This is a genomic window from Lysinibacillus sp. FSL H8-0500, assembly GCF_038051955.1.
Taxonomy (GTDB): domain Bacteria; phylum Bacillota; class Bacilli; order Bacillales_A; family Planococcaceae; genus Lysinibacillus; species Lysinibacillus macroides.
In genome coordinates, this window is sequence record NZ_CP150292.1 from 776701 (window position 1) to 790143 (window position 13443).

Consider the following 13443-nt stretch of genomic DNA (forward strand, 5'->3'; position numbering starts at 1 on the left):
AATTACGCTCATACAGAGTTTTTCTTTAAATTACTAGCAGACTAGCAATTCAATTATTTTTTAGTAACGGTCCAGGCATTTTTTGTTGTATCGTAAGCTAAAAGATACTCAACATTTTTGTATGTTACTACAAACTGTTTTGCTTGAACATCAATTGAATTTGCAATTTTTATAGTTACCACTTTACTATCAGAAGTTGTTTCTAGTGTTGCAGTATCTGCAGTAGTAGTACCATTGTTAGTCACTAACTCTAATACTGCTACATCTGATGTAGTAACTGCTTCACTGAATGTTAACGTAATTGTATCAGCTGTTGCAGTAGTAACTGCTGAGAATGGTACACCAGTAGTATTATTGTTAGTTATTGTAGTATTAGTAAGGTCAAGTAGCGTTGTGTTAGGACGTGTTGTTTGAGAAACACCGCTATCAAGAATTAGGTTTGTTAAAGTACCATCACCTGTAATTGCAAAGCCATTTACTTTTGCATGTAATGTTGTGATGCTTGACGTAGCATCTAATGCTACGTGTTCAGCAATATTTAATACTACATTCCTTAAAATTGAGCCATCAATAACTCTAAATGTATTCAAGTCACCACGATTAACTGTTGTGTTGCCACCTATATGAGTACTAGAAAGCGTAGTGTCATTGACAGTTTGGATTGTAGTATAATATTTAGGCGCTTGACCATCAGGAATACCTACTACTAAATCACCATTTAAGTTTAAATTTGCAAGTGTGATATTATCACCATTGATTACTAACTCTTTGAATGTAAGTTCTTGTTGAGTAGCAGTATTAGTATTAGGATTATTAGGATCTTTACCTATTGCTACATTTACAGGACTATTTACAGATGACCCAGTTATATTACCACTAGTAGCATATACACCAAAGTCATAAGTTTTAGCTGTAGATGTTTGGTCACCGTTGATTACAAACACTGCATCAGTTGCTATAGAAACACCAGAAGCTACATTTAAGTTATTAAATACTGCTTTTTTACTATCAGTTGCTGCTGTGAAGTGTAATTCTTCGCCAACTTGTAGGTGTTGCTCAAATGACTGTTCAGTAACAGTTTGACCTGCAACTTGTAAATCTGTGCTACCATAAGCTAATTCATAAATATTTTTACCTGTTGAGCTTGAAACTAATACACGGTTATTTACACGATCAACTGCTACTACACGACCATGAACATATGAATTAACACCTTCGTTGAATTGGTTAGTGAATGTAGCAGAAGCTGTTTTATTTGGATATGTGCCTTGTGATGCACTTGCATTTACTGTTACTGTATTACCGACTGATGACACTACATAGATTTCTGCTTTACCATTTACAGATGTTACAGTAAATGTTCGTGTACCATCTTGGTTAATAGTGCCAATTAAATTTGTACGTGCTTCATCACTATATACATAAGCTACACCTAAACCGCTCTTTACTTCGAATGAAGTAACAAACTCTCTGCTTTGTGTACCATTTGTTGTATTATGGTTTAGTGCATATGGTTTGTTGTTTTGATCAACAGTTTGGTAAGTAAATTTAGCAACTTCTGAAACAAGTGCGTTTGTTTCTGCTTTATCATTTACTGTTAAGTTAGCAGATGTAATTGTACGGTCACCGAAGTACACAATTTCACCAGCTTGTTGTAAATCACCAGCATCTAAACCACTTGGGTTATTTGAATCAACAAATACAGTTGGTGTAGCATAGCTATCACGACCACCAATAATTGTGAATGAAATTTCCCCTTTAGCATTTGTTGCAAAATTGAATTCTTCTGTTGATTTATCAGCTGTTTTAGTGAAATCAGTAATACGGTAAACAGTATAAGTGTTATTATCAATTACATAGATTGGTGCAACGTTATCAGTACGTGCAGAACCATATTTCACGCTTACTTTAATTGGTGTACCAGTTGTAGCTAATTTACCGTCTTTATCTTTTAATACAGCTTTATAGTCACGACCACCTGTGTTGATTAAATCATCTGCTAAAGTTTCTGAAGGCTTTTTAGCAGGAGTTACTTCATTTCCAGTATAACGGTATAAATTGTTAGTTAATCTATTATTTATTGACGCTACGCCATTAGTAGTTGAAACAGGTGTTTGAGCTGTATAAGCGAATCCAAGAGTAGACTCACCTGGACGAAGCGGATTTAAATTTGAAATCCAGTCTGTACCGGCTGGTGCTGTCGCAATCGCTTGAGAAGCTACGTTTCCAGCTTGGTCACGATATAATCTATATCCATTTTGCTCATAGTAATAATTTACGACACCATTTGCAAAGCTTGCATCATATGCAGAAGCATTGCTTACACCAAGTGAATCAACAGTTAATTGTAATGTATGTTGTTTTGAGAATGTTAATGCTGGAGCTTGTGCAAATAACTCTGTTTCATCAAAACGACCATAGCTTGGGTCTGTATTAGATGTGTTTGCATATGCATCTTTAAATACAAATGGTGTTACAGTTGCATAAGAACCCGTTAATGTGAATGTAGCCTCACCATTGTGGTCTAAGTTCAATACTACTGAATTAAACGTTGATGTTGTTACAGCATTAGTTGTTGTAAATTGACCTGGGTAACCTAATCCACGACCATTTGCATCTGTTACCGTTACAGCTTTAACTGCCTTATCTGGAGCAACGTTTACGTTCTCTTTGAAACCAATATTTACTGTACGGTCTAAAGTAGTACCTGGAGTTACATTAGTAGATACACCTGCTAATTTTACCTTATAAACTTTTTTACCACCATTAGTAATTGTATTACCTTCTGTTACTTCAGTAATTGCTAATGGTTGAATAGAAGCCCAGTATACTTTAGCGAATGAACGTACGGATGCTTTACCAGTTGCATATGCCTGTACTTCATCATTTGTTACTAAATCACGAGCTGTTGAAGCATAACGAGTATACGTGTAAGTTGCTACACCGTTTTCATCAGTTGTGGCTTCACCAATGATTGGTTGGTTTAATGCACCACCTGGATTTAAGTTATTACCCTGTGCATTAACAATATTAAATGTTACAGGAATACCTGCTTTAGATTGTCCTTCACCTACAGTAACTTGTGCTTTTACAGTTACATTGTTACCAAGAATACCCTGTTGGGATTTTTCAGTAATGTCGATAGCTGTTGGAATAACTGCAGCCACACCTTTGAATCCACCGATTACTTCATCTCGGTAAGAAAGAGTATATTCTTGCTCAGCCGTTTGAGATGCAGTAGTTAAGACAACCACTTTGTTGTTAGATTGTTTGATTGCTGCATTTTTGATTTCTAAACCATCAATGCTGAAATCGCTAGCTTTTACAGTATCAAGCTCTTCGTCAAATGTTACTTCAACAGTTGTGTTGTTAATTGCTTTTATCATCTGTTGTAGCGAGATATTGTGTTAATGCTATTTCGATAATGGCTTGGGGCGTAAGATGTAGTTTTTGGCATTGCTCTGTTAGTGTTGCATAAAGAGAAGTTGTTACTGTAAGAGTTATTTCATTGGTTGTAATAGCCTGTGGGGTAAGTGTAGCATTTGTTAACACGGATGTTAGTGTTTGTTGATTGGCAAGAAGAAATTGCATAAATGTTGTTTCATTAAATGAAGAAGGGTGCTCCTGTTGAATAGGTGTGGATACATAATAATAGTTTTGTAGCTTAGGATGCCATATATAGCCTTGCTTTTTCAGATAAAGACCCATTTCTTCCACCGTGTGAAAGCCATGTTGCTGTGCGATTTTTTTAAAGTTTGGTTGCTTGGTAGCTAATCGGTGTAGAAGAGATTGTACTTTTGTGGGAGAGGTTGCTGTTAGCTGTTTTACATAGATTTGCTGAGCTTTGTCCCAACGAAAGCCTCGTCTACGCATATGCATATCAATAGATTTCCAATGCTGGTTGAAGGTTTGAGCAATTTCTTGCCGTGTTTTACCTTGCTCGAGCTGCTGTAAAATAGTTGTTGTTTTTTCATCATAGTGCCTCCTTAAGATTCTAAAGAATGAACAGCTTGCTGTAGCGCATGAAAATCTGTATGCATATAGATGGAAGCTGTCTGAACATTGGCATGACCAAGAAGCTTTTGAATAATTGAAATATGAATATTCTGTTTCACTAGATTACTAGCAAAGGTATGATGCAAAATATGGCAAATGATAGGCTGTGGATGCTGCATTTGTTGACTAGCCTTTTTTAAAATACTGTTAATATATTGAGGAGAAATACTACCTGTTTTGGCAGGCGCAAAAACATAAAGCAAAGCGCTATTTTTAGGGCGGATTGTGTGAAGATAGTGTTGTAATAGCTGAGCCGTACGATTATTTAATGGGATCGTTCGAGATTTATCGCCCTTGCCATGTAAGACATGAACAAGATGTTGCTCAAAATCCACATCGGCTAATAACAGCTGTGTGCATTCACTAATTCGCAATCCTGTGTTGGCAATAAACTGAGCGATCACTCGAATGGTTGGATGGGGAATATATTGTAGAAATTGTTGTAGTTTGTCCTCTGTTAGAAAATGACGTTCATGTGTACGGGGCTTTAGCGGAATGATGGCGAGAGCGCAATTATCTTTGAGCATTTTTTTAGAAAATGTTCATTTAAATAAGCTTTTCATACTATGGGTTTTCTGGTTAATAGTTGCAATAGATTGATAGTTTAAAATAAGCATCTGCTGGAATGCCTCTAAATGGTCAGTTGTGATTTCATCCAGCATGATTGGTCCATTAAAGGATTGTGTTAAAAAATTGGCTAACTGTGTTAAATCAATTTGATAGCCCCGAAGCGTTTCGAGACTATATTGTCTAAACGATAAATGCTGCAAAAATTGTTGTAAGGTATCTGCAAATAAAATCATTTTCTCCAAGATACCGCCTCCTTTTATTATACGAATACCCTCTTTTTAAAATTATAATCTGATAAGTAGGAAGATATCTGTCATGAGGAAATGACTACAAGTAGCAGCCATTTTATAGTATACTAACTTTATGTGCAAAAAAACAGAATTCGAGGAAGGTAGACAAATAATGATATTTACAGACCCTATAAGAAAATATATATTATCAGGTGTAGTAGCATTTGTTGTAATTGGTCTAATCGTGGCAAATGTGATGGCGAGTAAGCAAGACGACAAGTTTTTAATGACAGAGACTTTATACAATCAAGCTATCCAACTCCAATCAACAGGTGATTTAGAGGGTTCAGAGGCAATGATTGCGGAGGTTTTAAAGAAACAGCCAAATGCGGAAATTGCCAATTATGTAGCTGCATTAACTATGGCTCAAAATGGCGATATGAAGCAGGCTGCTATTCATATGCAAAAAACATTAGATTTGAATCCATATAAGGTGGAAGACCCAACCTTTATGATTCAATTAGGCGAAGTTTTTGTAGGTGCTGAACGATTTGAGGATGCTAAAACAGTACTATTACGCTGTCAAGAAGCTGGCTGGGCTCCAGAAGAGATTCCTAATTATCAAGAGCATGTAGCATCGTTGCTAGCTCAAATTGAAAATTTACAATTAGAGGAAGGTACGAATAATGAGTAAATTTTACGAAAAAGTTACCTATCGTGACGTAGAAGAAGATCTCCAATCACAAAAATCTGTAGACAAATGGATTTTTGGCTTACTTCTGATTGTCATTGGATTTGTTCCATTAATCGTAATGGCGAGTGTAGTAGAGGTGCAGTCCCCACTAGTTACGAATGTGAGTGCTTTAACAGGTGGAGCAAAGGGTGACATGTTTACACACTATAAGGCATTAGTAGTTGTTGTTATTACGGTGTTAGCAGGCTTACTGTGTATGGCAAAAATTTTGTTTATGGATGGCAAAATCCGCAAAACAAAATTAAATTATGCAATTGGCGCATTTGCTGTAGCCATTGTGTTATCCACAATTTTTTCACCAAATATCTCAATTGCTTTACATGGTCAATACAATCGTTCAGATGGCGCAATTAGTTGGCTATGTTATTTAGCATTGTTCTTTATTGCGATGAATATTGACTATCCGAAGAAAGTATTAAACTATGTTTTATACACTTTATATCCATTTGTAATTATCAATTTATATATTATTACGATGAACTTCTATGGTCATGATTTATTGCAAAAAACAGCTATTCAAAAATTAGTACAGACATTTTTACCTGCTGGTGCAAATATTAGTGAAGGTTCTATTTTGGTAGGTACGTTGAATCAATGGAACTATATGAGTGGTATGTTTGCGATTATGACTGTAATGTTTTTAGCAGCCGCTGTTTTAGAAAAACATATTGGGCGAGCTATAGGGCATTTAATAATTGCGGTAATGTCGATTGCAGTAATGTTAATGTCTGTATCAACAAGTGGTTTCTTAACAGTTTGTGCAATGATGCTTGTAGTGTTATTTGCAGCGTTTCGATCAGAGAAAAAAGTACAAAGTTTTGTAATGATTGCTGTATTTTTAGTAGTGATTGCGCCTGTTTTTCATGTGTTGGCGAGTAAAGATGCACGTGTTTGGACGGAATCAATAGGGTTTGTTGTGAAGTCAAATCCTTATGTAAAGGAAGAGTCTGTACCAGCGACAAGTTTGAAAGATACGGTAGAATTTAATTGGATGGAAAAGGCTTATGCTGCAGAGCAATTTGAACTGCCTGTGTTGCCAGATCGAGGATATGGGGCTGGCTCAGGACGTGCCTATATTTGGGATAAAGGTGTTGATTTAGTAAAAGAGCATCCATTATTCGGTTATGGATTAGATACATTTATGTATAATTTCCCTCACTATAGTATTGATGCACGTGCTGGCTTGTGGGATGAAAATACTATTACAGATAAACCTCATAGTATGTATATAGGTTGGCTATATGGTACAGGGATTGTAGGATTTTTAAGTGTAATTATATTAGTAGCAATATCAATATTCAATCCATTAAAGATTGTTATTAAGGAAAATCAATCAATTATTTGGATACTAGGGATAGCATGGGGAGCGTATTTAATACAAGCATTTTTTAATGATAGCTTACCAGGGATATCAGCTGTAATGTGGGTAATTGCGGGAATAGTGTTAGCAATGACTATTAAAAATAAGGAGCAAATAGATGGAAGAGACAATTGAGTTAAGAGAATTACTAGAGATTGTTTGGAAAGGGAAAGCGGTTATCGCTATTTGTACGATTATTTGTATGCTATTAGCAGGTATCGTAAGCTGGTTTGTATTAGATGAAAAATATGAATCCAAGGCAGTTATACAAGTAGCTAGTAATGTACAAGATACAGGTATTATGGCGAATTATGTAGCAACTGAATTTACACCAGCAATTTATGCACAACGTATTCAAAATAAACCAATTATGCAGCAAGCATTACAGGAGGCTGGGATCAAAATTAAATATAATGAACGAAATTTAGTGGCAACAGTTGATGCTGATCCTAATAAAAGCTTGGTAGAATTAAAGTTTATATCGGATTCAGCAAAAGAAGCTCAACAACAATTACAGGTGTTGATGGATGCTACCAAACAAAAAATGAATGAATCTGTCCAACTGACATTACAAGAGTTAGAAACTACTTATAAAACAGAAGCCACTTCTTTAACGACAGAAATTGACTCTATTATTGAAGAGTATAACCAGATAATTCGTCAAAATAATTTACCTAAACTATTAATATTGCAAACAATCTTAAATACAGAATTAGTTTTAAATATTTCAGAAGAACAAGCAACTGCACTATCAAATGTTAATGGTAATTTACAAAATCAGTTATTACAATTGCAAGCACAAATACAAACAAAATCGGAAGAATACCGTAAAACATTGGCTAATTATCAATCTGTGAAAACAGGATTAGATAGCTTTAAGCCAGACCCATTTATTCGTGTAATTGCAGAGCCAACTTTAGCTGAGGAAGCAGTTTCTCCAAATAAATTGTTAAATTTGGTGGTTGGCTTAGTTATAGGAATAATGCTTGGATTAGGTATGGTATTCTTTAGCCATTATTGGAAAAAAAGTGCTGTTGTGAAATAGATACGTGGAGGAAGCGTTACATGAATTATCGAATGCGTTACATGCTATTTTTTATCATTGACTCTTGTATCGTGTTGTCAGCGATCTATATGAGTTATTGGCTATTACATCCAACTATTAATGGCTATTCAGATAAAGTTATTTTAATAAGTGCTGTAACGTTATTGGTTAGTCATCATATTGCTGCATACTTTTTCCATCTCTATGATCGTATATGGAGTGTTGCATCGGTTCGAGAGTTATTAACAATCGCCTATGCTGTAACAATATCTGTTGCAACAGCTAGTGCTATGCAATATATCATAAAAAATGATGTCTATTTTCGAGTAATGGCTATTACTTGGATGCTTCATATTATTATGATTGGTGGTTCTCGCTTTTTATTACGTGTTTTAAATGATCGAGAATCTTTTCGGAATACAGCTAATCTACAACGAGTGTTAATTGTTGGTGCTGGTCAAGGAGGAACAATGCTCGCCAAAAATCTACTTCATGCACCGAAACCGGATCGGCTACCAATTATTTTTGTAGATGATGATATTAGTAAGCAACAGTTAAAAGTGATGAATATGACAGTAGCTGGTACAACAAAGAGCATTTCTAAACTTGTTGTCAAATATGGTATAGATGAAATTATTATTGCAATCCCGTCTCTCGGTCGTATTGGTATACAAAGTATTTATAAGGATTGTGCAAAAACAAATTTACCTGTAAAAGTGATGCCAAGCATTGAAGATGTGATGACAGGAAAAGTAGCGGTTAATGAAATGAAAGAGGTTCAGATTGAGGATTTACTTGGACGTGACGAAGTTAAATTGGATATGATTGCCATTTCTAATAAATTAACAGATAAAGTGATATTAGTAACAGGTGCAGGAGGATCAATTGGTTCTGAAATATGTCGTCAAGTGATGAATTTTCAACCAAAACAACTTATTCTTTTAGGGCATGGAGAGAACTCAATTTATACAATTCATATGGAGCTCTTACAGCGTAGTTCAGGTACAGAATTAATTCCAATTATTGCAGATATACAGGATCGAGATAGAATTTTTGAAGTTGTAGAGCAATATAAGCCAGATGTTATTTACCATGCAGCAGCACATAAGCATGTGCCATTAATGGAATATAATCCACGTGAGGCTGTAAAAAATAATATATTTGGGACAAAGAATATTGCTGAGGCTACACACGAGTTTGGCGTCAGCAATTTTGTGATGATCTCCACAGATAAAGCAGTAAATCCACCGAATGTGATGGGCGCTACCAAGCGAATAGCTGAAATGGTTGTACAAAATTTGGCGAAGGATAGTCAAACAAAATTTGCAGCTGTACGATTTGGTAATGTACTAGGGTCAAGAGGTTCTGTAATTCCTTTATTTAAAAAACAAATTGCAGCAGGTGGTCCAGTAACTGTTACTCATCCTGAAATGACTCGTTATTTTATGACGATTCCAGAGGCTTCTCGATTAGTATTACAAGCAGGTACGTTGGGGGGAAATGGAGAAATATTTGTACTTGATATGGGAGAACCAGTCAAAATTGTTGATTTAGCTAGAAACTTAATTCAGCTATCTGGTTTTACTGAGGAAGAAATTAAAGTTGAATTTACAGGCTTACGTCCTGGGGAAAAAATGTTTGAAGAACTTTTAAATAAAGAAGAAATTCAAGAGGAACATATTTTCCCAGGTATTCATATTGGTAAGGCTGTACCATTAAACAATACGGAATTATTAGAAGTTCTTAATTCAATCATTGATTTGAACAATGTAGAAATGAAAAAATTACTTATTAATGTGGCAAATAATAAAATAAAAACTAAAAAATAAAGAAGGTTTGACAATGAATTTTGCAATTGTAGGGTGTGGCTTTATTGCTAAGAAACATGCAGAAGCAATAAAAAATATAAAAAATGCAAAACTTTATGCAGTTTGTGATAAAATACCAGAACTTATGCGAGAATATGTTGAAGAACATGGAGCAGAATCATATACAGATTTTGAAACAATGCTTCAAAATCCTCATATAGATATTGTGAATATTTGCACACCAAGTGGTAGTCATGCTATTTTATCAGAATTAGCAGCAAAATATAAAAAGCACATTATCGTAGAAAAACCTATAGCTATGACAATGGAAGAGACTGATAGAATTATCCATGCTGCTACTGAAAATAATATAAAGTTAGCAGTTGTACACCCAAATCGTTTTCGTCCAGTGGCATTGAAGCTAAAAGAAATTATGGATAGTGGGAAACTGGGAAAGGTTAGCCATGCTTTATGCATCGTTAACTGGAATCGAGGACAGCATTATTATGACCAAGCTCCTTGGAGGGGTACGAAGGCATTTGATGGTGGTGTTTTAATGAACCAAGCTATTCATAATTTGGATCTACTTCTTTGGTATTTAGGAAAACCGGTAGAAATAATGAGTATGGATGCAACTAGACTTCGTGATATTGAGGCAGAGGATGTTTCGACAGGTATAATTCGTTTTGAAACAGGCATATTAGCAACCGTACAAGCATCTACAACGGTATATCCTCGCAACTATGAAGAATCTATAACGATTTTTGGAGAAAAGGGTACAGTAAAAATTGGTGGGACAAATGCTCTGTACTTTAAGGATATAATAATAGAGGGTATATCAGAGGAAGAAGCGCTTGGGACCAAAGAGTCTATAGAGAAAAATCCTTGGGGAACACCAGGACATCAAATTATATTATCTGATATGATGCAAGCAATAAAAGAAGATAGACAACCTGTTGTGACAGGAGAAGATGGAAAAACTGCTTTATCTGTTGTGTTAAACTTCTATAAATCCTCAGAGGAAAAAAGATTGCTAACTTTATAGTAAAAGGAATGAAAAAAATGGAACAACAAGCACTAGAATTACAAAATAAGCTTGAAAACAAAACTGCTACAATTGGTGTTGTTGGTTTAGGATATGTTGGTTTACCGTTAGCTGTAGAAAAGGCAAAGGCAGGCTTTAAAGTGATTGGCTTTGATGTACAAAAAGAAAAGGTTGATAAAGTGAATGCTGGAGAAAATTATATCGGTGATGTTATTCCTGCTGATCTAGAACAGCTTGTCAAATCAGGTCAACTTACTGCAACGGCAGACTACTCATTTATTAAAGATGTAGATGCGGTGGCTATATGTGTTCCTACACCTTTGGATATTTATAAGCAACCTAATATGGACTATGTGAAAAGTTCAGCACAAGCAATTGCTGACCATATAACGAGTGGTACATTGGTTGTATTAGAAAGTACTACTTACCCCGGCACAACAGAAGAGTTAATAAAGCCGATTTTGGAAAAAAAAGACTTTGAAATAGGGAAAGATATTTTCTTAGCCTATTCGCCAGAGCGTGTAGACCCAGGAAATAAGCATTTTAATACAAAAAACACTCCTAAAGTAGTTGGAGGTATTACGGAAAGCTGTACAAAAATAGCAGCAACAATGTATCGTACAGTGTTAGATGGTGATGTACACGAGGTTTCTAGTCCAGCGGTAGCTGAAATGGAAAAATTACTTGAGAACACATTCCGAAATATAAATATTGCATTAGCGAATGAAATGGCTATTTTATGTAATAAAATGGGGATTGACGTATGGGAAGTTATTGATGCAGCAGCCACTAAACCCTATGGATTTATGCCATTTTATCCAGGACCAGGTTTAGGAGGACATTGTATTCCAATCGATCCATGGTATTTAACTTGGAAGGCTCGTGAATATAACTATCATACAAAATTAATTGAAACAGCAGGTGAAATTAACGATAGTATGCCTGACTTCGTTGTTCAACGTTGTATGGAAATTTTAAATGAACAAGGTAAGGCGTTGAAGGGTGCTAAAATTGTTGTACTAGGAGTAGCATATAAAAAAAATATTGATGATTATCGTGAATCACCAGTTCTTCCTATCTTGCAGAAACTAACGCAATTTGGTGCTAAATGGGTGGTTGTTGATCCACATATATCACATTTTAAGTTGGAAGGGAATACAGTCGAAACTATTGAACTTGCACCAAATTTATTAACTGAAGCAGAGTTAGTCCTAATAGCTACTAATCATAGTATGTTTGACTATGATATGATTTTACAAAAAGCTACATTTATTTTAGATACGCGAAATATTATTAATTCAAAATATATAAGTAGTAATTATAATAAATTGTAATTATGTATATTAATAAAATATTTAAAAATATTTCTATATTAATGACAGGGACAATTATTGCGCAGGTTATCCCAATCTTATTGTCCCCAATCTTAACTAGATTGTATTCACCTAGTGAATTTGGTATGTTAGCTGTATTTTTATCTATCACATCTATTTTAGCTGTATTTGCAAATTTAAGATTGGATGTAGCAATCATGTCTGCTTCAGACCAAGAAAAACTGATTTTAAAAAAAATTAGTATATTTATTACTATGATACTTACAATCATTGTATTCTTAGTATTGATAATCTTTTCTTCCTTTTTTAAAGAAGTATTTTCAGGGATTAACTATCATTTGATTATTATATTTACTCCACTTTTTTTTATACTATTCGGAATTATGCAACTTGCAACATATATTGCCAATGACAATGGACAGTATAGTTTAATATCTAAAAGCAAAGTTGATAAAAATCTGAGCATGACATTTATACAAATTATTTTTGGTTTTTTTAAAGTAGGTATAACAGGGTTAATTTTAGGAACTGTGTTTAGTATGTTGTTCCCTATTTATAGATTGCGTAAAGGAGTATTAGGAAATAAAGAAGAAACTAAATCAGATGGTTATTATTTGACTTTAAAGAAATATAAAAAATACCCACTTATATCAACTAGTACAGCTGCTATGGACAAAATAGCAACAGAAGCACCTGTGATAATAATGAATAAATTTTTAGATTCAAACCTAGTAGGATTTTATGAGCTTTCAAAAAGAACAGTACTTCTTCCTTTAACTTTTATTTCTTATTCTGTTTCACAAGTGTATCTGAAACAAATTACAGGGGAAAGTGACTATAAAAAAAATTTAAAGCTTACTATTGTTATTTTAATGGGATTAATTTCAATAAGTGCAGTAATAATTCCTATTTTTCTTTTATGGGGTGAATCAATATTTGCTGTTGTATTTGGTGAAGAATGGAGAATAGTAGGTGAATACACAAAAATATTAATTTTTCCATTTTTGATTAGATTTATAGTGTCACCTTTAAGTGTAGTTTTTTTGAAGCCAGAAAACTTATTTTTAGGGGGAGTATGGCAGTTTTTGTATGTATTTGTAAGCATTGGAGTTGCGCTTGTATATTTACCTAAAGGAATGATTTTTTATTTAAAAGTATTTGCTATTAGTGAAATACTCATTTATCTTTTATATTTGGTTTTGATTTTTATTGCGTTGAATAAAACCAAGAAGGGAGTATGA

General features: G+C 34.4%; 11 protein-coding genes. 7 read left to right on the forward strand and 4 right to left on the reverse strand.

Going from position 1 to position 13443, the window contains the following annotated elements; translation table 11 throughout:
* Positions 1-53 precede the first annotated feature (53 nt).
* The 4 genes from MHB44_RS03585 to MHB44_RS03600 form a co-directional block, all read right to left on the reverse strand.
* The gene (locus MHB44_RS03585) at positions 54-3254 is read right to left on the reverse strand and encodes a hypothetical protein (RefSeq protein WP_341301617.1); all 3201 of its coding nucleotides are present in this window, start codon (positions 3252-3254) and stop codon (positions 54-56) included.
* A 115-nt stretch (positions 3255-3369) separates the two neighbouring features.
* Positions 3370-3879, reverse strand: a complete 510-nt coding sequence (locus MHB44_RS03590; protein ID WP_341301618.1) for a hypothetical protein — start codon at positions 3877-3879, stop codon at positions 3370-3372.
* Positions 3880-3986: 107 nt separating this feature from the next.
* Positions 3987-4583, reverse strand: a complete 597-nt coding sequence (locus MHB44_RS03595) for a tyrosine-type recombinase/integrase (RefSeq protein ID WP_341301619.1) — start codon at positions 4581-4583, stop codon at positions 3987-3989.
* Between the two features lie 15 nt (positions 4584-4598).
* A complete protein-coding gene (locus MHB44_RS03600; protein ID WP_341302915.1) occupies positions 4599-4859 on the reverse strand; it encodes a phage integrase N-terminal SAM-like domain-containing protein in 261 nt (86 codons plus the stop codon).
* Positions 4860-5028: 169 nt separating this feature from the next.
* On the opposite strand from MHB44_RS03600, the gene MHB44_RS03605 reads away from it, so the two are divergent.
* The 7 genes from MHB44_RS03605 to MHB44_RS03635 are packed head-to-tail and all read left to right on the forward strand — an operon-like array spanning position 5029 to position 13443.
* A complete protein-coding gene (locus MHB44_RS03605; RefSeq protein ID WP_053993080.1) occupies positions 5029-5550 on the forward strand; it encodes a tetratricopeptide repeat protein in 522 nt (173 codons plus the stop codon).
* On the forward strand, positions 5543-7105 hold the full coding sequence (locus MHB44_RS03610) for an O-antigen ligase family protein (protein WP_341301620.1): 1563 nt from the start codon (positions 5543-5545) through the stop codon (positions 7103-7105). The genes MHB44_RS03605 and MHB44_RS03610 overlap by 8 nt, the downstream gene beginning before the upstream one ends.
* Positions 7089-8015 (forward strand): Wzz/FepE/Etk N-terminal domain-containing protein, encoded by a 927-nt coding sequence (locus MHB44_RS03615; protein WP_341301621.1) that lies wholly within the window; start codon positions 7089-7091, stop codon positions 8013-8015. The genes MHB44_RS03610 and MHB44_RS03615 overlap by 17 nt, the downstream gene beginning before the upstream one ends.
* Before the next feature lie 20 nt (positions 8016-8035).
* Positions 8036-9844, forward strand: coding sequence for a nucleoside-diphosphate sugar epimerase/dehydratase (locus tag MHB44_RS03620; RefSeq protein WP_341301622.1), 1809 nt, complete (start codon positions 8036-8038; stop codon positions 9842-9844).
* 13 nt (positions 9845-9857) lie between these two features.
* Complete coding sequence (locus MHB44_RS03625; RefSeq protein WP_341301623.1) at positions 9858-10868, forward strand: Gfo/Idh/MocA family oxidoreductase; 1011 nt, start codon at positions 9858-9860, stop codon at positions 10866-10868.
* Between the two features lie 17 nt (positions 10869-10885).
* Positions 10886-12202 carry a nucleotide sugar dehydrogenase gene (locus MHB44_RS03630; protein WP_341301624.1) on the forward strand — a complete coding sequence of 439 codons (1317 nt, stop codon included), beginning with the start codon at positions 10886-10888 and terminating at the stop codon, positions 12200-12202.
* A 2-nt stretch (positions 12203-12204) separates the two neighbouring features.
* A complete protein-coding gene (locus tag MHB44_RS03635) occupies positions 12205-13443 on the forward strand; it encodes an oligosaccharide flippase family protein (protein ID WP_341301625.1) in 1239 nt (412 codons plus the stop codon).